The sequence below is a fragment of the Goekera deserti genome (assembly GCF_010685995.1).
In the GTDB taxonomy this organism is placed as follows: domain Bacteria; phylum Actinomycetota; class Actinomycetes; order Mycobacteriales; family Geodermatophilaceae; genus Goekera; species Goekera deserti.
Window position 1 is genome coordinate 148,891 of record NZ_JAAGWK010000025.1, and the last position, 24,923, is coordinate 173,813.

24 protein-coding genes, 1 rRNA gene and 1 pseudogene are annotated in these 24,923 nt (G+C 75.1%); 23 read left to right on the forward strand and 3 right to left on the reverse strand.

Annotated features, from left to right (window positions below):
- Window positions 1–16: 16 nt before the first annotated feature.
- Window positions 17–868, forward strand: a complete 852-nt coding sequence (locus G1H19_RS17715; RefSeq protein ID WP_235928367.1) for a GNAT family N-acetyltransferase — start codon at window positions 17–19, stop codon at window positions 866–868.
- Window positions 869–945: 77 nt separating this feature from the next.
- On the forward strand, window positions 946–2,841 hold the full coding sequence (locus G1H19_RS17720) for a penicillin-binding transpeptidase domain-containing protein (protein ID WP_152728174.1): 1,896 nt from the start codon (window positions 946–948) through the stop codon (window positions 2,839–2,841).
- Between the two features lie 15 nt (window positions 2,842–2,856).
- Here G1H19_RS17720 and G1H19_RS17725 read toward each other — a convergent pair whose 3' ends face one another.
- Both G1H19_RS17725 and G1H19_RS17730 read right to left on the reverse strand, forming a co-directional pair.
- On the reverse strand, window positions 2,857–3,336 hold the full coding sequence (locus G1H19_RS17725) for a ferritin-like domain-containing protein (protein ID WP_152728172.1): 480 nt from the start codon (window positions 3,334–3,336) through the stop codon (window positions 2,857–2,859).
- Entirely contained in the window at window positions 3,333–3,803 is a 471-nt protein-coding gene (locus tag G1H19_RS17730; RefSeq protein ID WP_174278112.1) for a hypothetical protein, read from the reverse strand. The genes G1H19_RS17725 and G1H19_RS17730 overlap by 4 nt, the downstream gene beginning before the upstream one ends.
- 273 nt (window positions 3,804–4,076) lie before the next feature.
- Between G1H19_RS17730 and rimP the strand changes: the two genes are divergently transcribed.
- The 12 genes and pseudogenes from rimP (at window position 4,077) to larE (ending at window position 15,242) form a co-directional block, all read left to right on the forward strand.
- Window positions 4,077–4,925: a ribosome maturation factor RimP gene (gene rimP, locus G1H19_RS17735; RefSeq protein WP_162393537.1), complete on the forward strand. Its 849-nt coding sequence runs from the start codon at window positions 4,077–4,079 to the stop codon at window positions 4,923–4,925.
- Window positions 4,922–6,031, forward strand: coding sequence for a transcription termination factor NusA (gene nusA, locus G1H19_RS17740; protein WP_162393538.1), 1,110 nt, complete (start codon window positions 4,922–4,924; stop codon window positions 6,029–6,031). Before rimP ends, nusA begins: the two co-directional genes overlap by 4 nt.
- Window positions 6,032–6,072: 41 nt before the next feature.
- Window positions 6,073–6,447, forward strand: coding sequence for a YlxR family protein (locus G1H19_RS17745; protein ID WP_268896005.1), 375 nt, complete (start codon window positions 6,073–6,075; stop codon window positions 6,445–6,447).
- 60 nt (window positions 6,448–6,507) lie between these two features.
- A pseudogene (locus tag G1H19_RS24155) lies at window positions 6,508–6,648 on the forward strand (translation initiation factor IF-2 N-terminal domain-containing protein); the annotation flags it as partial.
- A gap of 1,125 nt (window positions 6,649–7,773) precedes the next feature.
- On the forward strand, window positions 7,774–9,609 hold the full coding sequence (gene infB / locus G1H19_RS23500; RefSeq protein WP_235909441.1) for a translation initiation factor IF-2: 1,836 nt from the start codon (window positions 7,774–7,776) through the stop codon (window positions 9,607–9,609).
- A gap of 151 nt (window positions 9,610–9,760) precedes the next feature.
- Window positions 9,761–10,060: a DUF503 domain-containing protein gene (locus G1H19_RS17755; RefSeq protein ID WP_162393541.1), complete on the forward strand. Its 300-nt coding sequence runs from the start codon at window positions 9,761–9,763 to the stop codon at window positions 10,058–10,060.
- 84 nt (window positions 10,061–10,144) lie between these two features.
- Window positions 10,145–10,702 (forward strand): 30S ribosome-binding factor RbfA, encoded by a 558-nt coding sequence (gene rbfA, locus G1H19_RS17760; protein WP_152728170.1) that lies wholly within the window; start codon window positions 10,145–10,147, stop codon window positions 10,700–10,702.
- The gene (locus G1H19_RS17765) at window positions 10,699–10,935 is read left to right on the forward strand and encodes a hypothetical protein (protein WP_152728168.1); all 237 of its coding nucleotides are present in this window, start codon (window positions 10,699–10,701) and stop codon (window positions 10,933–10,935) included. The genes rbfA and G1H19_RS17765 overlap by 4 nt, the downstream gene beginning before the upstream one ends.
- 4 nt (window positions 10,936–10,939) lie before the next feature.
- Entirely contained in the window at window positions 10,940–12,016 is a 1,077-nt protein-coding gene (locus G1H19_RS17770) for a DHH family phosphoesterase (RefSeq protein WP_235928371.1), read from the forward strand.
- Window positions 12,013–13,353: an MATE family efflux transporter gene (locus G1H19_RS17775; RefSeq protein ID WP_152728166.1), complete on the forward strand. Its 1,341-nt coding sequence runs from the start codon at window positions 12,013–12,015 to the stop codon at window positions 13,351–13,353. Before G1H19_RS17770 ends, G1H19_RS17775 begins: the two co-directional genes overlap by 4 nt.
- Window positions 13,350–14,342, forward strand: coding sequence for a tRNA pseudouridine(55) synthase TruB (gene truB / locus G1H19_RS17780; RefSeq protein ID WP_152728164.1), 993 nt, complete (start codon window positions 13,350–13,352; stop codon window positions 14,340–14,342). Before G1H19_RS17775 ends, truB begins: the two co-directional genes overlap by 4 nt.
- Before the next feature lie 33 nt (window positions 14,343–14,375).
- Window positions 14,376–15,242: an ATP-dependent sacrificial sulfur transferase LarE gene (larE, locus tag G1H19_RS17785; protein ID WP_152728162.1), complete on the forward strand. Its 867-nt coding sequence runs from the start codon at window positions 14,376–14,378 to the stop codon at window positions 15,240–15,242.
- Here larE and larB read toward each other — a convergent pair.
- A complete protein-coding gene (gene larB / locus G1H19_RS17790) occupies window positions 15,233–15,976 on the reverse strand; it encodes a nickel pincer cofactor biosynthesis protein LarB (protein ID WP_235928377.1) in 744 nt (247 codons plus the stop codon). The two genes, larE and larB, sit on opposite strands and share 10 nt — an antisense overlap.
- A gap of 55 nt (window positions 15,977–16,031) precedes the next feature.
- Between larB and G1H19_RS17795 the strand changes: the two genes are divergently transcribed.
- The 9 genes from G1H19_RS17795 to G1H19_RS17835 all read left to right on the forward strand — a co-directional run.
- Entirely contained in the window at window positions 16,032–16,379 is a 348-nt protein-coding gene (locus G1H19_RS17795; protein WP_152728158.1) for an antibiotic biosynthesis monooxygenase family protein, read from the forward strand.
- 166 nt (window positions 16,380–16,545) lie between these two features.
- Window positions 16,546–17,685, forward strand: a complete 1,140-nt coding sequence (locus G1H19_RS17800; protein WP_152728155.1) for a branched-chain amino acid aminotransferase — start codon at window positions 16,546–16,548, stop codon at window positions 17,683–17,685.
- Between the two features lie 58 nt (window positions 17,686–17,743).
- Window positions 17,744–18,700, forward strand: a complete 957-nt coding sequence (locus tag G1H19_RS17805; RefSeq protein ID WP_162393542.1) for a bifunctional riboflavin kinase/FAD synthetase — start codon at window positions 17,744–17,746, stop codon at window positions 18,698–18,700.
- 214 nt (window positions 18,701–18,914) lie between these two features.
- A complete protein-coding gene (gene rpsO / locus G1H19_RS17810; protein ID WP_152728153.1) occupies window positions 18,915–19,184 on the forward strand; it encodes a 30S ribosomal protein S15 in 270 nt (89 codons plus the stop codon).
- Window positions 19,185–19,438: 254 nt separating this feature from the next.
- Window positions 19,439–21,721 carry a polyribonucleotide nucleotidyltransferase gene (locus G1H19_RS17815; RefSeq protein WP_174278111.1) on the forward strand — a complete coding sequence of 761 codons (2,283 nt, stop codon included), beginning with the start codon at window positions 19,439–19,441 and terminating at the stop codon, window positions 21,719–21,721.
- Window positions 21,718–23,145, forward strand: a complete 1,428-nt coding sequence (locus G1H19_RS17820; protein WP_162393543.1) for a M16 family metallopeptidase — start codon at window positions 21,718–21,720, stop codon at window positions 23,143–23,145. The genes G1H19_RS17815 and G1H19_RS17820 overlap by 4 nt, the downstream gene beginning before the upstream one ends.
- Before the next feature lie 28 nt (window positions 23,146–23,173).
- Window positions 23,174–23,539, forward strand: coding sequence for a VanZ family protein (locus tag G1H19_RS17825; protein ID WP_162393544.1), 366 nt, complete (start codon window positions 23,174–23,176; stop codon window positions 23,537–23,539).
- Between the two features lie 56 nt (window positions 23,540–23,595).
- Window positions 23,596–24,402 carry a 4-hydroxy-tetrahydrodipicolinate reductase gene (gene dapB, locus G1H19_RS17830; protein WP_152728151.1) on the forward strand — a complete coding sequence of 269 codons (807 nt, stop codon included), beginning with the start codon at window positions 23,596–23,598 and terminating at the stop codon, window positions 24,400–24,402.
- 457 nt (window positions 24,403–24,859) lie between these two features.
- Window positions 24,860–24,923: ribosomal RNA gene (locus G1H19_RS17835) — 16S ribosomal RNA — on the forward strand; the annotation flags it as partial.

Genomic DNA, 24,923 nt, shown 5'->3' on the forward strand with positions numbered 1-24,923 from the left:
GACGACGGGCGACCCCGTGCTGCGTGCGCTCCCGGCCCGGGTCCTGGGCGACGTCGACGACGGCGACGTGCGGACACTGCTGGACACCGACCCGGTCGCCGCGTGCATGCTCGCCGGCCGGATCGAGACCCACGGTGTCGCGGCGGGCTCGCTCGGCGCACCGCTGTGGGGCTTCGGCCCCCGGGACCGGCTGGACGCGATCTGCCTGGCCGGCGCCAACCTGATCCCGTTCGCGCGCCGCGGCCACGAGGCGGCTGCCGCGGCGGCCTTCGCCGACCGGGCGCGCCGCAGCGGCCGCCGCTGCTCGACGATCGTCGGTCCGGCGCCGTCGGTGGCGCCGCTGTGGCAGCTGCTGGCACCGCACTGGGGCCCGCCGCGGGACCTGCGCGCCCGCCAGCCCCTGCTGGCCATCGACGGCCCACCCGCGGTGACGGCCGAGCCGCGGGTCCGACCGGTGCACCCGTCGGAGATCGAGGTGCTCATGCCGGCCGCGATCGCCATGTTCACCGAGGAGGTCGGCGTCAGCCCGCTGCGGGTGGACGGCGGCGCCGGCTACCGCGCCCGGGTCGCCGAGCTGGTGCGGGCCGGGCAGTCGCTGGCCTGGATCGAGGACGGCGAGGTGGTGTTCAAGGCCGAGATCGGTGCCGTCTCCCGGGCCGCCTGCCAGGTGCAGGGCGTGTGGGTCGCGCCCCGGCACCGTGGGCGGGGCATCGGACAGTCCGGCACGGCCGCGGTGGTCGAGTACGCCCGCCAGTGCATCGCCCCGGTGGTCAGCCTCTACGTCAACGACTTCAACGCCGCCGCGCGGGCCGCCTACGCCCGGGTCGGGTTCCGGCACGTCGGCACCTACTCCTCGGTCCTGTTCTGAGGGCACACCCCGGTGCCCTCCCGACGCGACCGGGCGACCTCACCGGGAGCGGTGCCGCCGTCTGAGAGGGTGTCGGCATGCGGGGGAGACGGGCGCCGGTCCTGGCGACGATGGTGCTGCTGCTGGCCGGCCCCACCCTGGTCGCGTGCTCCGGCGACGGCAGCGAGGAGGTCCGCAGCGCCGCGCAGGCATTCCTGGACGACTGGACCGCAGGCGACCTGCAGGCCGCCGCCGACGACACCACCGACGCTGTCGCCACCAAGGCGCTGCTGGACCAGACCGCCAGCGACCTGGCCTCGGCCACCCTCGCTGCCGACCTCGGTGCGGTGACCGTCGAGGACGACACCGCGACCGTCGCGTGGACCGCGACCTGGGACCTGGCCGCGGCCCCGGACTGGACCTACGACGCCACGCTGCAGCTGCGGCAGGTGGAGGACACCTGGCAGGTCGTGTCCGACCCGACCGTGGTCAACCCGGAGCTCGCCGAGGGCCAGCGCCTGGTGCTCACCCGGAGCCTGCCGCCGCGCGCCCCGCTCACCGACGCCACCGGCGCCCCGCTGTTCGCCCCCACCGAGGTGGTCAACGTCGGCGTCGACACCGCGCAGGTCACCGACCTGCCCGCGCTGGCCGGCGCGCTCGCCGCGGCGACCGGGGTGTCGGCCGAGGAGATCACCGCCGACGTGCAGGCCGCCCCGGCCGGGCAGTTCGTGCCGGTGATCACGCTGCGCCGGCCGGACTTCGAGCGCATCCGGGCCCAGGTCTTCGACCTGCCCGGCGCGGTCTTCCCGACCGAGACCCGCCTGCTCGCCCCCACCGCCCGCTTCGCGGCCGCGCTGCTCGGCCGGGTGGGCGGCGCCACCGCCGAGGTGCTGGACGCCGCCGTCGACGACGACGGGCAGCGGCGCTATGCCGAGGGCGACGTGCTCGGCCTGTCCGGGCTGCAGCGGGCCTACCAGGACCAGCTGACCGGTACGGCCGGGTTCACCGTGGCGGTCGCTGCCACCGACGAGGCGCTGGACGACCCGGGCCGGGTGGTCGCGACCGTCGACCCGGTGCCCGGCACCTCGGTGCAGACCCCGCTGGTGCCGGCGCTGCAGAACGCCGCCGACGCGGCGGCGGCCACCCAGCCGCTGGCCACCCACGTCGTCGTGGTGCGGCCGGGCACCGGTGAGCTGCTGGCCGTCTCCTCCAACGAGGCCGCCAACGCCACGAACGCGTTGGCCGGGCAGTTCCCGCCCGGGTCGAGCATGAAGGCGATCACCGCCACCGCGCTGCTCGGGGCGGGCGCCCTCACCCCGGCGACGGCGGTGCCGTGCCCCGGCACCACCGTGGTCGACGGGCGGGAGTTCGAGAACCAGGACCAGTTCGACCTGGGCACCGTGCCGTTCACCGAGGCCTTCGCGCAGTCCTGCAACACGACCTTCATCCAGCAGGCACTGGCCCTCCCGGACGACGCCCTCGGGGCGGCGGCGGCGTCCTACGGCGTGGGCTCGGACTGGCAGTTGCCGGTCGACCTGTTCAGCGGCAGCGTGCAGCCGCCCGGCAGCCAGACCACCAAGGCCGCCGACGCGATCGGTCAGGGCCAGGTGCTGATGAGCCCCGCACAGATGGCCCTGGTCGCCGCCGGCATCGCCAGCGGCACGCCGGCCGCCCCGGTCGAGGTCGTCGGCGGCACGCCGGCGGGCGCTGCCCCGGCAGGCCCGCCCGCCGCGGTGCTGGACGCGCTGCGCCCGATGATGCGCGAGGTGGTGCTCAGCGGCACCGCCACCGCGCTCACCGACCGCGGCCAGGTGTTCGGCAAGACCGGCACCGCCGAGTTCGGCACCAACACCCCACCGGACTCGCACGGCTGGTTCGTCGGCTACCAGCTCGGCGGCCCGCAGGGCGACATCGCGTTCGCGGTGCTCGTGGAGGCCGGCCAGTCCAGCAGCGCGGCCGTCGCCGTCACCGACGCCTTCCTCGGCGCCCTGTAGGACAGCACCGGCCGGTCACAACCCGGGGAAGGCCTCGGTCACCGGGCTGCGCCCGGCCCGGGTGCGCCAGTCGACGGCGCGCAGCTCCGTGGCACCGAGCACCGTGACGGCGAGCTCGCGGGTGGCGCGCTCCACGGCCCGGCCGAGCACGGTGACCCACGCGGCGGCCACGCCGTCCTCGAGCACGACGCCGAGGGCCGCGGCGTCGACCGGGGAGAGCACCGGGAACGGCAGCCGGTAGCCGGCCCGGGGCGCTGCGGGCTGCAGGCCACGGGACCGGAGCAGGCCGGCCACCCGGTCGCGCACGTCCCGGTGGGCCTCCTCGCCGGCCACGACCACGGGGCGGTCGGCCTCCGGCAGGGCGCCGCCGAGCACGCCGTGACCCCAGATCGCGGCGTGCGCGGCGGCCAGCGCATCCTGCAGGGCGGCGTCCTCCTCGGCGCGGGCGGCGTCCGGGTCGGGGCCGTCGTCGGCGGCCAGCACGTCGGCGCTCATGCCAGCAGCCGTTCCTGGCCGCGCAGCCCCGCGGCGAGGCTGCCCAGCAGGGCGGCGCGGGCGCCGCTGAAGTCCGGGCAGGCGGCGGCGTGCGACGCCGCGGTGGCGGCCACCGCGGCGCGCAGCGTCGCGCGGGGGTCCCCGGGTGGTGCAGCGGGGGGCGTGCCCGTCGCCGGGCCGGGTGCACCGGGTGCCGCGGCGCGCAGCCGGGCGAGCTGGTCGCTGCACTGCTCGGCCAGCCCGGCGGCCTGGGCGGCCAGCTCGGGGGAGGCGGCGAAGGCCGCGGTGTAGGCGGCCACCAGCGCCTCCTGCGCGGTGACCTGGCCGGCCAGCTGGTCGACCTGCGCGGCGGTCACCTCGTCGGCCGGGTCGCTGTCGCTGAAGGAGGTGCAGCCGGTGAGGGCGAGGGTGCCGGCGGACGCGGCCACCAGCAGCGTGCGCCGGGAGAACTCAGGGGCGCCGGTCACCACCCCATCCTGGCACCGGTGCACCGCTGCCCGTGACGCACCGCGGGGGTGTCCGCCCGCCAGGGCGGTAACCTGGCCCCTTCCGGGCCGCACGACCACCGCCCGGACCGGCGCGGCGCGCCGGTCCGACGCGACGCGCGCCCCTCCCTCCGCCGCACGCCCGACCTGCCGATCCACCGGCGGGCGCGGCACCATGACACCGGGAGCGGACCCGGCGCCCGCCGGGCGCCGACCTCACGACCACCAGTCACCACGACCACGGAGGAGCTGCCGGTGTCCGCATCCCGGGCCGGGAAGACCCCCGATGCCACCGTCGCGGCGCTGACCGGCTGGATCGAGCCGATCGTCGCTGCGGCCGGGTTCGACCTGGAGGAGCTGGTGGTCCGCCAGGCCGGCCAGCGCAGCGTCGTCCGGGTCGCGATCGACAGTGACGACGGCGTCCCGCTGGACTCGATCGCCGACGTCAGCCGGGCGCTGTCCGACGTCCTGGACGCCGCCGAGGGCGACATGGGCCGCTCGCCCTACGTGCTGGAGGTCACCAGCCGCGGGGTCGACCGGCCGCTCACCCTGCCCCGGCACTGGCGGCGCAACGTGGGCCGGCTGGTCGTGGTCGCCACCGGGCCCGGGGGAGCGGGCGACCCGCTGACCGGCCGGGTCGTCTCCGTGGACGACGACGGGGTGACCCTGGCCGTGCAGCGCCCCGGCGGCAAGGGCCGGGTGGCCAAGGCCGCGGGGAACCGGACGGTGCGCTGGGCCGAGCTGGGCGCCGGCCAGGTGCAGGTCGAGTTCAGCCGCCCCGCCGGTCACCGCGACGCCGGTCTGGTGGTCGAGGCCTCCCCCGACGGCACCGAGGACGCAGCGGACGACGAGGACGACGACGACCTCGACGACCTCGACGACCTGGACGACGACCTGCTCGACCCCGACCTGCTCGACGACGAGCGGGACGGGCACGACCCCGCGGACACCGGCGACGAGACCGTGCCCGCGCACGACACGACACACGAGGACCACCGGCCGACCGGCCAGCGGGACGACGCGAGCGGGGGCGCCGGGCGACCGGGGCCGGACCGCCGACGCGCGCCGCGGGCCGGCCGGCCACCACGAGGAGGACGACAGTGAACATCGACGTGACCGCACTGAAGGCGGTCGAGCGGGAGAAGGGCATCCCCGTCGACACGGTCATCCAGGCGATCGAGAGCGCCCTGCTGACCGCGTACCGGCACGCCGACGGGGCCGCGCAGCACGTGCGCGTCTCCGTGGACCGCAAGAGCGGCGAGGTCGCCGTCCTGGCCCAGGAGAAGGGCCCGGACGGCGAGGTCGTCGACGAGTGGGACGACACCCCGTCGGACTTCGGCCGGATCGCGGCCAGCACCGCCAAGCAGGTGATCGTCCAGCGGCTGCGGGACGCGGAGAACGAGAGGACCTTCGGGGAGTACGCCGGCAAGGAGGGCGACATCGTCGGCGGCGTCGTCCAGGCGCACAACCGGCGCAACACCGAGGGCACGGTGCTGGTGGACATCGGCAAGGTGGAGGCCGTCCTGCCCCCGGCCGAGCAGGTGCCCGGCGAGGACTACTCGCACGGCACCCGGATCAAGGCCTACGTCGTCTCGGTCGCCCGCACGTTCCGCGGCCCGCAGGTGACCGTCTCGCGCACCCACCCGAACCTGGTGCGCAAGGTGTTCGCCTTGGAGGTGCCGGAGATCGCCGACGGCAGCGTGGAGATCGTCGCCGTCGCGCGGGAGGCCGGGCACCGCTCGAAGATCGCCGTCCGCACGTCCGTGCCGGGGCTCAACGCCAAGGGCGCCTGCATCGGCCCGATGGGGCAGCGGGTGCGCAACGTCATGAGCGAGCTGCACGGGGAGAAGATCGACATCGTCGACCACTCCGACGACGACGCGACGTTCGTGGCCTCCGCGCTGTCCCCGGCTCGGGTGACCAGCGCGACCGTCGTCGACGCGGCGGCCCGCGCCGTCCGGGTGGTGGTGCCGGACTACCAGCTGTCGCTGGCGATCGGCAAGGAGGGGCAGAACGCCCGCCTCGCCGCGCGCCTCACCGGGTGCCGGATCGACATCCGCAGCGACGCCGCGCCGGACGGTGCCGACGCACCGGTCTCCCCGGGCGTGGGCCGGGCCCCGCTGCGCTCCACCCCCCGCGAGCAGGCCCCCGCAGGGGGCCGGCGCCCGGCTCCCCGACGGGCGGAACACCGCGGCCCGTCGGCGCGCTAGACTGACCGGTGGCTGGATCACGGACACCGGTCCGCACCTGCGTGGGGTGCCGGAGCCGTGCCCCGGTCACCGATCTGGTGCGTGTCGTCGCGCGGGGCGGTCAGCTCACCCCTGACCCCCGGCGCCGGATGCCCGGGCGGGGTGCGTCACTGCACCCCTCGCTCGAGTGCCTGCACGCAGCCGAGCGTCGCCGGGCCTTCGTCCGAGCACTGCGCAGCAGCGCTCCACTGGAGACCGGCCTGCTCCGGGCCCATCTCGGGGGCGAGTCGACAGACCCGCTCCCGTCCGTGCCCGGAGGGCGAGATGAACACCAGCAACGACGGAGCGCACCACCACAGTCGGACCGGCACCCGGCCGGTCCGCGCGTCGAGAGCAGGACGTCGTCGGATGAGCCACCTGTGAAGTCGCAACGATGACCGTGTACCACTGACGCAGAGGTCGAGCGGGCAAGCCGCCGGCCTCACCAGAGGAGACCCGTGCCAGGCAAAGCCCGCGTACACGAGCTCGCGAAAGAGCTCGGTATCGACAGCAAGACAGTGCTCGCCAAGCTCAAGGAGCAGGGCGAGTTCGTGAAGTCCGCGTCCTCCACCGTCGAGGCCCCCGTGGCCCGCCGGCTCCGTGAGGCGTACCCCGGTGGCTCCACCGGTGGTCAGGGCTCCGGCCGTCCGGCCGGCGTGCCCGGTCCCGGCCCTCGGCCCGGACCCCGCCCGCCCGCCCCGGCTCCGCAGGCCACCCCGGCTCCCGCGGCGCCCGTCGCCGCGGCCCCTCAGGCACCCGTCGCCCCGCGACCGGCTGCCCCGGCCCCGGCTGCCCCCGCACCGGCTCCGCAGCAGGCACCCCAGGCCCCGGCCGCATCGGCGCCCACCGCCCCGGCGTCCGCGCCGTCCGGCCCGCGGCCCGGTGCGCCCACCCCGGGTCCGCGTCCGGCACCGCGTCCGGCCGCCGCGCCCTCGGGCGGTGCCCCGGCTCCGCAGTCCGGCGCCCCGCGTCCGGGCGCCCCGCGTCCGGCAGGTGGCCAGGCTCCCGGCGCTCCGCGTCCGGCCGGTGGCCAGGCTCCCGGCGCTCCGCGTCCGGCCGGTGGCCAGGCCCCCGGCGCCCCGCGCCCGGCGGCTGCCGGACCGCGCCCCGGCCCCCGGCCGGCGCCGCGTCCGGGCAACAACCCGTTCTCCAGTGCGCCCCGCCCGGCGCCGGCACGTCCCGGTGCGCCGGGTCAGGCCGGTCCCGGCCAGGGCGCTCCCGGCCAGCAGGGTCCGGGGCAGTTCGGGCCGGGCCAGTCCGGCCCCGGCCAGGCAGGTCCCCGTCCGGCCGCGGCGCAGGGCGGTCCCCGTCCCGCACCCGGTGCCGGCGGCCCGCGCCCCGGCCCGGGTCAGGGCGGTCCCCGTCCGGCTCCCGGTTCCGGCGGCCCCCGTCCCAACCCCGGCATGATGCCGCAGCGGCCCTCGCCCGGCATGATGCCCGGCCGGCCCGCCGGCGGCGGTCGCCCCGGCGGCGCCCCGGCCGGCCGTGGCCGTCCCGGTGGCGGTGCCCCCGGCGGCGGTGGCGGTGGCTTCCGTCCCGGTGGCGGTGGCGGTGCCCCCGGTGGCGGCGCTCCCGCGGGTGGTTTCCGTGGTGGCGGCGGTGCCCGTGGGCGCGGTCGCGGTGGCTCCGGTGCCGGTACCGCCGGTGCCTTCGGCCGTCCCGGCGGTCGCGGCCCGGTCCGTGGGCGCAAGAGCAAGAAGCAGCGGCGTCAGGAGTTCGACTCCATGGCGGCGCCGAGCATGGGCGGCGTCTCGCTGCCCCGTGGCAACGGGCAGAGCGTCCGGCTGCCCCGCGGCGCCTCGCTGACCGACCTCGCCGAGAAGATCAACGCTCAGCCGGCCGCGCTGGTGACCGCCCTGTTCCACCTGGGTGAGATGGTCACCGCCACGCAGTCGGTGAGCGACGAGACGCTCCAGCTGCTCGGTGCGGAGATCGGTTGGGTCATCCAGGTCGTCAGCCCCGAGGACGAGGACCGCGAGCTGCTCGAGGACTTCGACCTCACCTTCGGCGACGAGGAGGGTGACGAGGAGGACTGGGAGTCCCGGCCCCCGGTCGTCACCGTCATGGGCCACGTCGACCACGGCAAGACCAAGCTGCTGGACGCGCTCCGGCACGCCAACGTGGCCGGCAAGGAGGCCGGTGGGATCACCCAGCACATCGGCGCCTACCAGATCGTCACCGAGCTGGAGCACAACGAGCGGCCGATCACCTTCATCGACACCCCGGGCCACGAGTCGTTCACCGCGATGCGTGCCCGTGGCGCGAAGGTGACCGACATCGTCGTCCTGGTCGTGGCGGCCGACGACGGCGTCATGCCGCAGACGGTCGAGGCGCTCAACCACGCCCAGGCCGCCTCGGTGCCGATCGTGGTCGCGGTCAACAAGGTGGACAAGGAGGGGGCCAACCCCGCCAAGATCCGCCAGCAGCTCACCGAGTACGGCCTGGTGGCCGAGGAGTACGGCGGCGACACGATGTTCGTCGACGTCTCCGCGACCGCCCGGACCGGTCTCGACGACCTGCTCGCCGCGATCCTGCTGACCGCCGACGCCTCCCTGGACCTGCGCGCGAACACCGAGCAGGACCCGCAGGGCGTCGTCATCGAGGCCAAGCTGGACAAGGGCCGGGGCCCCGTCGCCACGGTGCTGGTCCAGCGCGGCACGCTGCGCCAGGGCGACTCGCTGGTCGCCGGTGACGCCTACGGCCGCGTCCGGTCGCTGCTCGACGAGCACGGCAACAAGCTCAAGGAGGCCCTGCCCTCGCGGCCGGTCCAGGTCGTCGGCCTGACGTCGGTGCCCCGGGCCGGTGACACGTTCCTCGTCGTCGACGAGGACCGCGTCGCCCGGCAGATCGCCGACCGTCGCCAGGCCCGCATCCGCAACGCGCAGAACGCCTCCATGCGCAAGCGGGTCAGCCTGGAGGACCTCGACGCGGCCCTGCGCGAGACCCGCGAGCTGAACCTGATCATCAAGGGGGACAACTCCGGCACCGTCGAGGCGCTGGAGGAGGCCCTGATGAAGATCGAGGTGGACGACGACATCTCGCTGCGCGTCATCCACCGCGGCGTCGGCGGCATCACCAAGAGCGACATCGACCTCGCGCTGGCCGACGACATCATCGTCCTGGGCTTCAACGTCCGGGCCGAGGGCCAGGCCACCGAGCTCGCCGCCCGCGAGGGGGTGGACGTCCGGTACTACTCGGTCATCTACCAGGCGATCGAGGAGATCGAGGCCGCGCTGAAGGGGATGCTCAAGCCGGTCTACGAGGAGGTCCAGCTGGGCACCGCGGAGGTCCGCGAGGTCTTCCGAGTCCCCAAGATCGGCAACGTCGCCGGCTCGCTGGTCCGCTCGGGCACGATCGTGCGCAACTCCAAGGCGCGGCTGGTCCGCGACGGCGCGGTGGTGGCCGACAACCTCACCGTCGAGTCGCTGCGCCGCTTCAAGGACGACGCGACCGAGGTCCGCGAGGGTTACGAGTGCGGCATCGGCCTGGGGTCGTACAACGACATCAAGGTCGACGACGTCATCCAGACCTTCGAGCTGCGCGAGAAGCCGCGCGACTGACGGAGGACCGCGTCTCCCCCCACCGCGCGCGAGCTCGCGGCGGGCCCCTACGACGGGGCCGGCCGCGGGCGGGCGGGTGGTGGGGGGCGACCTCCGGGCACCCGTCCCGTCCAGCCGGCCCTTCCGGGCTCACGTCGAGGAGGTCACATCGGTGTTCACCGGTTCACTGACCGCTGACCTGCTGCTGGGGGACGTGCACTCGCTGAAGGAGAAGCGGTCGGTCGTCCGGCCGATCGTGGCGGAGCTGCAGAAGAAGTACGCCGTCGCGGCGGCCGAGGTGGGCGACCAGGACCTGCACCGCCGTGTGCAGGTCGGGGTCGCCACCGTCGCCGGCGAGGCCGCCCAGGTGACCGACGTCCTGGACGCCTGCGAGCGGCTCATCGCCGGCCGGCCGGAGATCACCCTCCTCTCCGTGCACCGGCAGCTCTTCAGCGACAGCGACAGCGACTGATCCACGACGACGCCGGCACCCACCCGGCGTCGTCGTCCGTCCGACGCCCCCCCCGGGGTGTCCTGAGAGAAGAGGACCGATCCGATGGCTGATCCGGCTCGGGCTCGTCGGCTGGCGGTGCGCATCCGCCAGATCGTGTCCAGCACGCTCGAGATGCAGATCAAGGACCCCCGACTGGGGATGGTCACCATCACCGACGCGCGGGTGACCAGCGACCTCCGCGAGGCCACGGTGTTCTACACCGTCTACGGCAGCACCGAGGAGATCGCCGACTCCGCCGCCGCGCTGGCCAGTGCCACCGGCGTCCTGCGCTCCACCGTCGGCAAGCAGACCGGGATCAAGTTCGTCCCGACGCTGACCTTCGTCGCCGACATCGTCCCGGACACCGCGCGCGAGCTGGAGGAGGCCCTGGAACGGGCCCGGCACGCCGACGCCGAGCTGGCCCGCGCCCGTGAGGGCGCGCAGTACGCCGGTGAGGCCGACCCCTACCGCAAGCCCGCGGTCGACACCGAGGACGACGACGACCTCGACGACGCCGCCGACCGGGACCCCGAGCACGTGCTCGGCGACCACCAGCACAACCACGTCGCGGGTCGGACCACCCCCGACACCGCCGCACTCGAGCCCAGGAGCGTCCCGTGACCGAGGCCGTCGACCCCGACCCGCAGCGCCCCGCCGACGACGGCGACCGCAGCACCCTGGGCGGGCGGTCCACGCCGGCGCCCGGCGCCGACCCCACCCGGGGCGGCAAGGACGGCCAGATCGGCGAGACCGCCTCGATCGCCGCCGACGAGCCGGCCGACGGCAGCAGCTACCCGGTGGGCGGTGGGCGGGTCCGCGAGGAGACCGACCAGACCCCGGGCGCCGGGGCCTGACCCGGTGAGCGCTGCCGCCGGCCCGGCCACCGGCACCTGGCCGCCGGTGGACACCGGCCCCGGGTCGCCTGCCGTGCAGTTGCTGCGCGCGGCAGCCGCCGACGGGGCGACCGTGGTGCTCTCCGGGCACGTCCAGCCCGACGCGGACGCGCTCGGCAGCGTGCTCGCCCTCGCCACCGGGCTGCGCCGCTGCGGTGCCACCGTGGTGACGACCTTCCCGGCGCCCTTCGTGCTGCCCGACTCCCTGGCGTGGCTGCCCGGTGCCGCCGACCTCACCCCACCGGACCGGGTGCCGCCCGCGCCCGACCTGTTCGTCAGCCTGGACGCCGCGTCCCCCGGCCGGCTGGGTGGTCTCGCCGGCCTGCTCGACAGCGCCAGGTCCTCCCTGGTCGTCGACCACCACGCCAGCAACCCCGGCTTCGGTGAGGTGCGCCTGGTCGACCCGGGCGCCGCCGGCACGGTGGTGCTCGTCGCCGGCCTGCTGGACGGGCTCGGCGTCACCGTGGACGCGGAGATCGCCACCTGCCTGTACGCCGGGCTCACCGCCGACACCGGGTCCTTCCGGTTCGGCAACACCTCCCCGGCGACCCACGAGCTGGCCGCCCGCCTGCTGGACACCGGCATCGACCACGCCGCGATCAGCCGGCGGCTGTTCGACACGGCGCCGTTCGGCTGGCTGGGGCTGGTGGCCGCCGCCGCGGGCCGTGCCCGGCTGGAACCCGACGTGGGCCACGGCCTGGTCTGGACCTGGTCCAGCACCACGGAGGCCGCGGAGCACGGGGTCGCCGCCGACCAGCTGGAGGCGCTCGTCGACATCGTCCGGTCGACCGCCGAGGCCGACGTCGCCTGCGTGCTGAAGGGCCAGGACGACGGCAGCTGGTCGGTCTCGCTGCGCTCTCGCGGCGGCACCGACGTGTCCCGGGTCGCCGGTGCCCTGGGCGGCGGCGGTCACCGGCTCGCCGCCGGGCTGACCAGCCACCGGGACCGTGAGGGCACCATCGCCGCCGTCCGCGCGGAGCTCGGTGCCCTGCCGGCCGCCGGCACCGCGCCGCGTCCGGGTGCCGTCCCCGACCTGCGTTGAGCCCCGCCGCGGGTGGCCGGCCCCGCGACGACGCCGGGTCGGTGGCCCGCTCGGTCCCCGCGCTGGCGGCACCGGCGCTGGCCGTGCTCGCCGCGGAACCGCTGTACCTGCTCGTCGACACCGCCGTCGTCGGCAACCTCGGCACGCTCGCCCTGGGCGGGCTGGCCGTCGGTGGCGGCCTGCTCGGCTGGGCCGCGGCGCTGCTCAACTTCCTGGCCTACGGCACCACCGCCCGCGCCGCCCGCCGCGCCGGCGCCGGTGACCGGGCCGGGGCGGTCGCCGAGGGCGTCCAGGCGACCTGGCTGGCGCTGGGTCTCGGCGTGGTGGTGGTCGTGCTCTTCCAGCTGCTCGCCGGCCCGCTGACCCGGGCGCTGGCCGGTGGCGCGGGCCCGGTCGCCGCGGCGGGGGAGCAGTGGCTGCGTGTCGCCTGCCTCGGCATGCCGTTGCTGCTGGTCGCGCTGGCCGGCAACGGTTGGCTGCGCGGGGTGCAGCAGCTGCGCCGCCCGGTGGTGTTCGTCGTCGCCGGCAGCCTGGTCAGCCTGGTGCTGTGCCCGCTGCTGGTGCACGTCGTCGGCCTGGGGCTCGTCGGCTCCGCGGTGGCGAACGTGGCCGGGCAGGCGGTCAGCGCCGCGCTGTTCCTGCGCGCCCTGCTCGCCGAGCGGGTGCCGCTGCGCCCGCAGCCCCGCGCGGTGCGGGCGCAGCTGGTGCTCGGCCGCGACCTGCTGCTGCGGGCCGCGGTGCTGCAGCTGGCGTTCCTCGTCGCCGCCGGGGTGGTCGCACGCACCGGGGCGGCCGAGCTCGGTGCGCACCAGATCGCCCTGCAGCTGTGGCTGTTCCTGGCCCTGGTGCTCGACGCGTACGCCGTCGCCGCCCAGACGCTGGTGGGGCACGCGCTGGGCGCCGGCCGCCCGGACCGGGCCCGGCAGACCGCCCGTGCGGTCGCCCTGTGGGGCCTCGGCACCGGGGTGCTCGTCGGCGGGCTGCTGCTCCTGCTGCGTCCGGTGCTGCCCGGGCTGTTCACCGACGACCCCGCGGTGCTCGCGCAGGCCGGCGTGGTCTGGTGGTTCCTGGCGCTGATGCAGCCGCTGGCCGGCGTGGTGTTCGCCCTGGACGGCGTGCTGATGGGCGCCGGTGACGTGCGCTGGTTGCGCACCCTGACCATCGGCTCGGCGCTCGTCGGCTTCCTGCCGCTGTCCCTGCTGTCCGGCCCGCTCGACTGGGGTCTGGCGGGGGTGTGGACCGGTCTCACCCTCTTCGTGGTGCTGCGGCTGGTCGGGGTGCTGCTGCGGGTGGCCGGTGACCGCTGGACCGGCGCACCTGCGACCGTGAGCGCATGAGCACCCCCGACCACCAGCCCCCGGACGACGGGGCCCCGACCGGCCGCCCGCCCCGCCGGCCGCGCCCGCCGCAGCGCCGCCGCACCCCCGACGCCGACGTCCCGCCCGCCCTGCTGCTGGTGGACAAGGCCCCCGGGATGACCTCGCACGACGTCGTCGCCCGCGCCCGCCGGGTGCTCTCGGTGCGCAAGGTCGGCCACGCCGGGACGCTGGACCCGATGGCCACCGGGCTGCTGGTGCTCGGCGTCGGCGCCGCGACCCGGCTGCTCGGTCACCTGTCCGGCCACGACAAGACCTACGAGGCCACGATCCGGCTCGGCCGGTCCACGGTCACCGACGACCGCGAGGGCGACGTGCTCGCCGAGGCGTCCACCGCCGAGGTGACCGAGGACGCCGTCCGGGCCGCGCTGGCCGGGCAGGTCGGTGCGCTGCAGCAGGTGCCGTCCTCGGTCAGCGCCGTCAAGGTGGACGGCCGGCGGTCCTACGACCGGGTGCGGGCGGGGGAGGAGTTCGAGCTCGCGCCGCGCTCGGTCACCGTGCACGGCATCGACGTGCACCGCCTCGGCCGGCCCACCCCCGCGCTGCTCGACGTCGACGTCACCGTGCGCTGCAGCACCGGCACCTACATCCGGGCGATCGCACGGGACGTCGGCGCCGCGCTCGGCGTCGGCGGCCACCTGACCGCGCTGCGCCGCACCCGGTCCGGACCGTTCAGCACCGACCAGGCCGCCGAGGTGGAGGTGGCCGGTGCCGCCCTCGCCGCCGGTGGCGGGCACGGCGTGCTCGGGCTGACCGAGGCGGCCACCAGTGTGTTCCCCGCCCGGATGGTGACCGCCGAGCAGGCACAGGCCCTCGTGCACGGCCAGCGGGTCCCCGCCACCGGCGCACCGGGCCTGCACGCCGCCGTCGGCCCCGACGGCCGGCTGGTCGCCCTCGTCGAGGACGCCGGCCCGCGGGCCAAGGTCACCGTCGGGTTCCCCGCCGGCTGACCCCGGCCCGCCGGCTGTGACAGCCTCGGGGGCATGAGCGTGCTGCCCGACCCCGGCCTGGACGGGAAGCTGGCCGCCCTGCACGACCGGCTGGCACCCCTGCCCGGTGTGCTGGTCGCGTTCTCCGGCGGCGTGGACTCCGGTGTGGTGCTCGCCGCCGCCGTCCGGGCGCTCGGTGCGGACCGCGTGGTGGCGGCCACGGCGGTGTCCCCGAGCCTGCCCCTGGCCGAGCGGGAGGCCGCCGCCGCCTTCGCCGCCGGCCTCGGCGTGCGGCACGAGCAGCCGCGCACCGACGAGCTGGCCCGGGAGGGGTACCGGGCCAACGCGGGGGACCGGTGCTTCTTCTGCAAGGCCGAGCTGATCGACGTCCTCGGGCCGGTCGCCGGCCGGCTGGGCATCACCGACGTGGTCACCGGCACCAACGCCGACGACGTGCGCGCCGGCTTCCGCCCCGGCATCCGCGCCGCCACCGAGCGCGGGGCCTGGGCACCGCTGGCCGGCGCCGGCCTCACCAAGGACGACGTCCGGGCCGCCGCCCGCCGGTGGGCCCTGCCGCTGGCGGACAAGCCCGCTGCCGCCTGCCTGGCGAGCCGGATCGCCTACGGCGTCCCGGTGTCGGCGGAGCGGCTGGCCCGGGTGGAGGCCGCCGAGGTCGCCCTGCGCGCCGCGCTGGCCGACGCCGGGCTGCCGGTGCGGGACCTCCGGGTCCGTGACCTGGGCGCCCCCGACGGAGGGGACACCGCCCGGGTGGAGGTCGACCGGGAGCTGCTCGGCGCCCTGGCCGGCCGCCCGGAGCTGCTGGCGGTGGTGACCGGTTTCGACCGGGTGGAGCTGGACCCGCGCGGCTTCCGCTCCGGGTCGATGAACGAGTTGCTGCCCGACCCGGTCCGCTACCGCTGAGCCGGGCCGTCCGGGCCGTCCGGGCCGTCCAGGCCGTCCAGGCCCCGGGCCGCGTGCCGGCCCGCGTGCGCCGACCGGGCGATGCGCGCGGCGGCCACCCCGGCGCCGAAGCCGTTGTCGATGTTGACCACCAGCACCCCGGGGGCGCAGGCGGTGAGCATGGTCAGCAGCGGTGCCAGCCCGTCGAACGCGGCGCCGTAGCCGACCGACGTGGGCACCGCGACCACCAGCCGGTCGGTCAGCCCGGCGACCACGCTGGGCAGCGCGCCGTCCATCCCGGCCACCACCACGACGGCGTCGGCGGTCCCCAGCTCCGGAGCGACCGCCAGCACCCGGTGCAGCCCGGCGACGCCGACGTCGTCGACCCGCCGGCAGCCCACCCCGCAGGCGGCCAGCGTGGCGGCGACCTCAGCGGCCACCGGACCGTCCGACGTCCCGGCGGTGAGCACCAGCACCCGGCCGCGTGGCTCGGGCAGCGAGCCGACGAAGGCGCAGCGGGCGTCGTCGTCGAGCAGGGCGTCGGGCCAGCGCTCGCGCACCGCGGCCGCCGTGGCGGCGTCCACCCGGGTCGCCCAGGCCAGCGGCAGCCCGGCGTCCAGCAGGCCGGCCAGGCAGGCGACCGTCTCCGCCGGGGTCTTGCCGGCGGCGTAGACCACCTCCGGGGTCCCGGTGCGGGCCTCCCGGTCCACGTCCAGCCGGGCGAAGCCCAGGTCCTGCGTGCGCTGCTCCTCCACGGCCCCAGCCTGCCCGCTCCGGTTAAGCGGTGCGCGGCCGGGGAAGGGGACCGGCATGAGCGTCGTCAAGATCAACCTGGTGAGCATGCCCGAGGACAAGCGCGAGCTCTTCGAGAGCCGGTTCCGCGGCCGGGCCGGCGCCGTGGAGACCACCGACGGCTTCGAGTGGTTCGAGCTGCTGCGCCCGGTCACGGGCACCGACCAGTACCTCGTCTACACCCGGTGGGCCAGCGAGGAGGCCTACCAGGCGTGGCAGTCCGGCCAGGACTTCGACCGCACGCACTCCGGCGGTGGGGACACCCTCGCCCCGGCCGCGAGCGGGTCGCACGTCTGGCACTTCGAGGTCATCGAGCAGGCCGCGGCGGCGGAGAAGCAGGGCGGCGGGGTGGGCGGCGGCATCTGAGCCGTCGCCCGGGCCCGGCCCGCACCGCGTCGCCCTCCACGCCGCGGACGGCGAGCCCGTGCCCGCGCGACCGAGCTAGGGTGGCCGCACGGGGCGCCGCACCGCCGGCGCCCCGGCCGCGGCGCCGGGTCGACCCGGTGCCCACCGACACCTGCCAGTGGGAGCCATGACCGACACGCTCGCCGACAGTCGTACCTCGCCCCGGGCCTTCGCCGCGGGCGTGCCGCTGGTCCTCGAGGACGTGCCCCGGCGTCCTGCCGCCGAGCGGGCCGAGCAGCTCGCCGACCCCGGCTTCGGCCGGTACTTCACCGACTCGATGGTGGTCGCCCGGTACCGCGCGGGCGAGGGCTGGCACGACGCCCGGCTGACCCGCTACGCGCCCCTGCAGCTGGACCCGAGCGCGGCCGCGCTGCACTACGCGCAGTCGATCTTCGAGGGGCTCAAGGCCTACGCCCAGCCCGACGGCACCGTGGCCACCTTCCGCCCCGAGGCGAACGCCGCCCGCTTCGCCCGCTCGGCCACCCGGCTGGCGATGCCCCCGGTGCCGGCCGAGTCCTTCCTCGCCGCCGTGGACGCACTCGTCGACGCCGACCGCGACTGGGTGCCCACCGGCCCGGACCAGACGCTGTACATCCGGCCCTACATGCTCGCCGTCGAGCCGTTCCTCGGGGTCCGGCCCGCGCACGAGTACCTGTTCATCGTCATCGCCAGCCCCGCCGGGGCCTACTTCCCGCGCGGCGTGCAGCCGGTGTCGGTCTACCTCTCCGAGGACTACATCCGGGCAGCGCCCGGCGGCACCGGCGACGTGAAGTGCGCCGGCAACTACGCGGCCAGCCTGCTGGCCCAGGAGCAGGCCCTCGCCGCCGGCTGCGACCAGGTGGTGTGGCTCGACGCCACCGAGAAGCGGTACGTCGAGGAGATGGGCGGCATGAACCTCTTCTTCGTCCGAGGCAGCGGGGCCGACGCCGAGCTGATCACCCCGGAGCTGACCGGCACCCTGCTGCCCGGCATCACGCGCGAGTCGCTGATCACCCTGGCCCGGGAGCTGGGCCACACGGTCACCGAGCGCCGGTTCGACGTCGAGGAGTGGCGCAGCGGTGTCGAGGACGGCTCGATCACCGAGACGTTCGCCTGCGGCACGGCCGCGGTCATCACGCCGGTCGGCCAGGTGCGCGCCCGCACCGGCGACTTCACCGTCGGCGACGGCACCCCCGGCCCGCTCACCATGGCGCTGCGCAGCCACCTGCTGGACATCCAGCACGGTCGCACGGCCGACGCGCACGGCTGGCTGCACCAGGTCCGCTGAGCCCCCCGGCTCCCGGCACCACCCGTCCCCACCGACCCCCGAGCAGAGAGGCGGCCCCGTGCAGCGATGGCGCGGCCTGGAGGCCACCCCCGCCGACCTCGGTCGCACGGTGGTCACCGTCGGCATGTACGACGGCGTGCACCGCGGGCACCAGCAGCTGATCAGCACCGCCGTGGCGCGGGCCCGGGCCATGCGCCGGCCCTGCCTGCTGGTCACCTTCGACCCGCACCCCTCGGAGGTCGTCCGGCCCGGGTCGCACCCGGCGATCCTGACGTCGGCCGACCGCAAGGCCGAGCTGATCGCCGACCTGGGCGTCGACGCGATGTGCGTGGTACCGTTCACCCCCGAGTTCAGCCGGCTCAGCCCGGAGACCTTCGCGCACACCGTGCTGGTGGAGCACCTGCACGCGGCCGGCGTCGTCGTCGGGGCGAACTTCAGCTACGGCCACGGGGCCGCCGGCAATGTCACCACCCTCACCGCCGAGGGTCGGCGGTTCGGCTTCTCGGTGGAGGGCGTCGGCCTGTCCACCGACTCCTCCACCGACGGCGAGGTGACCATCTCCTCGACCTACATCCGGGCGTGCGTGGCCGCGGGGGACATGGTCCCGGCGTCCCGGGCGCTGGGCCGCCCGCACCGCGTCGACGGTGTCGTCGTCCGGGGCGAGCAGCGCGGCCGCGAGCTGGGCTACCCGACCGCCAACGTGGAGAGCGCCAGGAACACCGCGATCCCCGCCGACGGCGTGTACGCCGGCACCCTGGTGCTGCGCGGCCGGTCCGGGGAGAGCCTGCAGTCCCACCCGGCGGCCGTCTCGGTGGGCACCAACCCCACCTTCAGCGGCACCCGGCGCACCGTCGAGGCCTTCCTGCTCGACTGGAGCGGCGACCTCTACGGCGAGCACGTGGGCGTGGAGTTCGTCGAGCGGCTGCGCCCGATGACCGCCTTCGCCGGCATCGACGAGCTGCTCGTCGCCATGGCACAGGACGTCGCCGACACCCGCGCCGTCCTCGGGCTCTGACACGTCCGTCCTCCGGACGCCGCCGGCGCCAGGAGCAGTCCCCGACCTGAGCCGGGCCGCCGCGTCGCGCCTGCACGGGTCCCTCCCGGCGCGAGCGGACGGTCGCGCCGCCCCCGCTGGTACCGTGGGACCCCGTCGGCACACCCGACGTGTGTGCACCCTGCCCCCGTGGAACAGACCGGGGGCCACACGTGACCTGCCCTGGAGGCAACGCATGGCGCTCGAGAGCGCGACGAAGCAGCAGATCATGACCGAGTACGCCACGGTCGAAGGTGACACCGGTTCCCCCGAGGTGCAGGTCGCGATGCTGACCCGACGGATCAGTGACCTGACCGAGCACCTCAAGATGCACAAGCACGACCACCACAGCCGGCGGGGCCTGCTCCTGCTGGTCGGCCGCCGTCGTCGGCTGCTGAACTACCTGGCGAAGACCGACATCAACCGGTACCGGTCGCTCATCGAGCGGCTCGGCCTGCGCCGCTGATCCACCCGAGGGGGCCGTACCCGGACTGACCGGGACGGTCCCCTCTCTCGTGCGGCACCCGTCGCACGAGCAACCGGCGGGACACCCGGCTGGCCCATCCGGGTCGGTCCTCGGTGGTGGCCCCCGGGACGAGCCCGGCCCCCCCCGCGGGGCCGGCGACCCGAGGGCTTCGATCGAAGGCCGGCCACACCGCGCCAGCCGCAGCACCCGCCGCGAAGAGGGCGTCGCCGCATGCGACGCAGGAAGAGGACGACGTGTCCGCACCCACCACCGAGCACGACATCGACGCCGAGGACGGCGTCTTCACCGCCACCGCGGTCATCGACAACGGCAGCTACGGCAGCCGCAGCATCACCTTCGAGACCGGCCGGCTCGCCCGACAGGCCGCCGGTTCCGTCGTCGCCACCATGGGCGACACCACGCTGCTGTCGGCCACCACGGCCGGCCGCCAGCCCAAGGAGCAGTTCGACTTCTTCCCGCTGACGGTCGACGTCGAGGAGCGGATGTACGCGATCGGGAAGATCCCCGGCTCGTTCTTCCGCCGCGAGGGGCGGCCGTCGGAGGACGCCATCCTGACCTGCCGCCTGATCGACCGCCCGCTGCGCCCGACCTTCGCCAAGGGCCTGCGCAACGAGGTGCAGGTCGTCATCAGCGTGCTGAGCCTGGACCCCGACCACCTCTACGACGTGCTGGCGATCAACGGCGCCTCCGCCTCGACCCAGCTCTCCGGCCTGCCGTTCTCCGGCCCCGTCGGCGCCACCCGCGTCGCGCTGGTCAACGGCCAGTGGGTCGGCTTCCCGACCCACACGGAGCTCGAGGACGCCGTCTTCGACATGGTCGTGGCCGGCCGGGTGCTGCCCGACGGCGACGTCGCGATCATGATGGTCGAGGCCGAGGCCACCGAGAAGACCGTCGCCCTGGTCGCCGGCGGTGCCACCGCGCCGACCGAGGAGGTCGTGTCGCAGGGTCTCGAGGCCGCCAAGCCGTTCATCAAGGCGCTGTGCGACGCGCAGAGCCAGCTCGCCGCCAAGGCCGCCAAGCCGGTCGCCGACTTCCCGCGCTTCCTGGACTACCAGGACGACGTCTACGCGATCGTCGAGGCGCACGCCGCCGAGAAGCTCGCCGTGACCCAGGCGATCGCCGGCAAGGCCGAGCGCGAGGACGCCACCGACGCCCTCAAGGACGAGGTCAAGGCCGCGCTCGCCGAGCAGTTCCCCGGCCGCGAGAAGGAGGTCTCCGGTGCCTTCCGCGCGGTGACCAAGAAGGTCGTCCGCCAGCGCATCCTGCGCGACAAGGTGCGCATCGACGGCCGTGGCGTCACCGACATCCGGCCGCTGTCGGCCGAGGTCGAGGTGCTGCCCCGGGTGCACGGCTCGGCACTGTTCGAGCGCGGTGAGACCCAGATCATGGGCGTCACCACGCTCAACATGCTCCGCATGGAGCAGCAGCTGGACACGCTGAACCCGGTCACCCGCAAGCGCTACATGCACAACTACAACTTCCCGCCGTACTCCACCGGCGAGACCGGCCGGGTGGGCTCGCCCAAGCGCCGCGAGATCGGCCACGGCGCGCTCGCCGAGCGTGCGCTGCTGCCGGTGCTGCCGGACCGCGAGGAGTTCCCCTACGCGATCCGCCAGGTGTCCGAGGCGCTGGGCTCCAACGGCTCGACGTCGATGGGCTCGGTCTGCGCCTCGACCCTGTCGCTGCTCAACGCCGGTGTGCCCCTCAAGGCCCCGGTCGCCGGCATCGCCATGGGCCTGGTCTCCGACGAGGTCGACGGGAAGACCGAGTACGTCGCCCTGACCGACATCCTCGGCGCCGAGGACGCCTTCGGTGACATGGACTTCAAGGTCGCCGGCACCAAGGACTTCGTGACGGCCCTCCAGCTGGACACCAAGCTCGACGGCATCCCCTCCGACGTCCTGGCCAGTGCGCTCACCCAGGCCCGCGCGGCCCGGCTGCACATCCTCGACGTCATGCTCGAGGCCATCGACGGCCCCGACGAGATGAGCCCGTTCGCCCCCCGGGTGACCACGGTGCGCATCCCGGTCGACAAGATCGGCGCGGTGATCGGGCCCAAGGGCCAGATGATCAACGCGATCCAGGACGAGACCGGCGCCGACATCACCATCGAGGACGACGGCACGATCTACGTCGGCGCCTCCGACGGCCCCTCGGCCCAGGCAGCGGTGGACCGGATCAACGCCATCGCCAACCCGCAGCTGCCCAAGGTGGGCGAGCGGTTCCTGGGCACGGTCGTCAAGACCACGGCCTTCGGTGCGTTCGTCTCGCTGCTGCCCGGTCGTGACGGCCTGGTGCACATCAGCAAGCTGGGTGGCGGCAAGCGGATCGCCAAGGTCGAGGACGTCGCCAACGTCGGTGACAAGCTGCAGGTCGAGATCACCGACATCGACGCCCGCGGCAAGATCAGCCTCGTCCCGGTCGAGGCCGGCGCGGAGAACACCGTCGCGCCTGTGTCCGACGACTCGGCCCCGGTCGAGTCGGCCGAGCCCGCCGCAGCCGCTGCAGGTGAGTGACCACGGCTGAGAACCGCTCCCCGAGCGGGCCGCGGACCGGGGCGGGCGCGCAGGCGCCCGCCCCGGCCCCGCTCCGCGGTGGCGACGCCGACGGTGCCGTCCCCCTCGGTGGCGGCGCCGTCGGCCTCACCCAGGTGCTCGACGTCGACGAGTTCGGCGGCCGGGTGGAGCGCACCGAGCTGCCCGGTGGCCTGCGGGTCATCACCGAGACGATGCCCGGGGTGCTCTCGGCCACGCTGGGCATCTGGGTGGGCGTCGGCTCCCGGGACGAGACACCGGGGGTGGGTGGCTCCTCGCACTTCCTGGAGCACCTGCTCTTCAAGGGCACCGGCAGCCGCACCGCGCTGGAGATCGCCACGGCCATGGACGCCGTGGGCGGTGAGATGAACGCCTTCACCGCCAAGGAGCACACCTGCTACTACGCCAACGTGCTCGCCAGCGACCTCCCGCTGGCGGTGACGCTGCTCGGTGACCTGGTCACCGACGCGCTGAACACCGCGGCCGACCTGGACTCCGAGCGCACGGTCGTGCTCGAGGAGATCGCGATGCGCGACGACGAGCCGTCGGACGCGGTGCACGACCTCTTCGCCGAGACGCTCTTCGGGGACACCTCGTTGGGCCGCTCGGTGCTCGGCACCGTCGAGACGATCGAGGCGCTCACCCGGGACGACGTGGACGGCTGGTACCGGAGCAGGTACCGGGTGCCGTCGATCGTGGTGTCCGCCGCAGGGCGGGTCGGCCACCAGCAGGTGCTCGACCTGGTCGCCGCGGCCTTCGGCGACCGCATCGGGGGAGCGGGACGACCCGAGCCGGTCCGGGAGGGCACCGACGTGGTGCTCGACGCCCCGGCCCGGTCGACCGGCCTGATCCACCGCCGCACCGAGCAGGTGCACCTGCTGCTCGGCAGCGTGGGCATGGGGCGGCTGGACGACCGCCGGTACGCCGCGGCGGTGCTGGACACCGCCGTCGGTGGGGGGATGAGCTCCCGGCTGTTCCAGGAGGTGCGCGAGAAGCGCGGCCTGGTCTACAGCGTCGGCTCCTCGCTGACCCACTACGCCGGTACGGGCAGCTTCTCCGTCTACGCGGGGTGCTCGCCCAAGCGGGTGTCGGAGGTGCTGCGGCTGGTGCGGGCCGAGCTGTCCGCGGTGGCCGCCGACGGGCTCACGCCCGAGGAGGTCTCCCGGGCGATCGGCCAGCTCAAGGGCGGCCTGGTGCTCGGCCTGGAGGACACCGGCTCACGGATGAGCCGGCTGGGCAAGAGCGAGCTGTCCTACGGCGAGTACGTCCCGGTGCCCGGCGTGCTCGCCCGGCTGGACGACGTCGACGTCGAGCAGGTGCGTGCGGTGGCCGCCGACCTGCTCACCCGGGACACCTGCCTGGCGGTGGTCGGCCCGTACCGGGAGAAGGACCTCGACCGGCTCTGACGGGACGCGGCCGGCACCCGGACCACCGGTGGTTGGACCGTCCCGCCCGCACCGTCGGCTGGCCCGGGCCGCGTTCGCCGTCGCCATTCTGGTGTCCCTCGCCGTCCTGTTCTGGCCGGCCTCGGGCGTGCCCGGGTCGGCGCCGGGCGTGGACAAGGTCGTCCACCTGGTGCTGTTCGCCGTGCTGGCCGCGACGGGGCGATGGGCCGGGGTCCCGGTGGCCGCGCTGGCGCCGGGACTGCTGGCGTACGGCGGGGTGGGGGAGCTGCTGCAGGCACTGCCGGTGGTCGGCCGGTCCCGCAGCCTGCTGGACTGGGCCGCCGACGGCCTCGGCGTCCTGCTCGGCCTGCTGGCGTGGGCCGGCGTCGACCTGTCGAGGTCACGCCCACGCTGACCCGGTCGAGCGGTCCGCTGTTGCACCGGGACCGCGCGCCGATGGAGCATCCCCGCATGACCACCGACTCGTCCCTCGCCCCGACGGAAACACCCGCCACCGGTGAGCAGCCGCTGACCTCCGTCGGTGTGCTCGGCGCCCGCGGCCGGATGGGGGTCGAGGTCTGCACCGCGGTCAACGCCGCCGAGGACCTCGAGCTCGTGGCGATGGTTGACGACGGCGACTGGCTGTTCAACGTCGCCGACGCCGGCGCCCAGGTGGTCGTGGACTTCACCCGGCCCGACGTCGTCATGGACAACATCCGCTTCTGCATCGACCAGAACATCCACTGCGTCGTGGGGACGACGGGCTTCGACGACCAGAAGCTGGCGACCATCGCCGGCTGGCTGGAGCCGAAGCCGGACGTCGGGGTGCTCATCGCACCCAACTTCGGGATCGGTGCCGTGCTGCTCATGCGCTTCGCCCAGGAGGCGGCGCGCTTCTTCCCCTCGGTGGAGATCGTGGAGCTGCACCACCCCGGCAAGGTCGACGCGCCGTCGGGCACTGCCGCCCGGACCGCTCGGCTCGTCGCGTCGGCACGCCGGGCGGCCGGCCTGCCCCCGGGTCCGGACGCCACCCGGGAGGCCGACTCCCTCCCGGGCGCGCGTGGCGCGGACGTCGAGGGCGTGCCGGTGCACTCCATCCGGCTGACCGGCCTCGTCGCGCACGAGGAGGTGCTGCTGGGCGCGGCGGGCGAGACGCTGACGCTGCGACACGACTCGTTCGACCGGGCGTCGTTCATGCCGGGTGTCCTGCTGGCGGTCCGTCAGATCAGTGGTCGTCCCGGGCTCACTGTCGGCATCGAGTCCCTGCTGGGGCTCTGATCCCCGAAGGGCCCACACGCCTACGGAAGCGCTCCATGCGCGTGACCTGGCTCGCTTTTTCGACGGGACCGCCTGCCGCTGACCTGCGAAGACGCGACGCCGACACCGGCTGGAGAGCTCCACGGCGAGAAATCGGCCCAGCGTGACTTGACGCGGTCCGGCCCGCCGCGTAACTTTCTCTCTGCGCCGAGCGAGACCGGGTCGAAGGACACGGGAGCCGCTGGTCAGACCCCCGGGTGTGACAGCGAGCCGTGCACGGCGTAACGTCAGACAAGCCGCTTCGGACGATGGCCTTCGGGTCGGGTTTCGTGTGCGTCCGCTCTTTGAGAACTCAACAGCGTGCCGAAAGTCAGTGCCAAGTAACAAATCCCCATCCCGGGCCTGTGGGTCTGGGTGGGTTCCTTTGGTTGATTGATCGAGAGTGCCAACTCTTGGTTCTCGGCTTGGGGCAAATTCATCTACGGAGAGTTTGATCCTGGCTCAGGACGAACGCTGGCGGCGTGCTTAACACATGCAAGTCG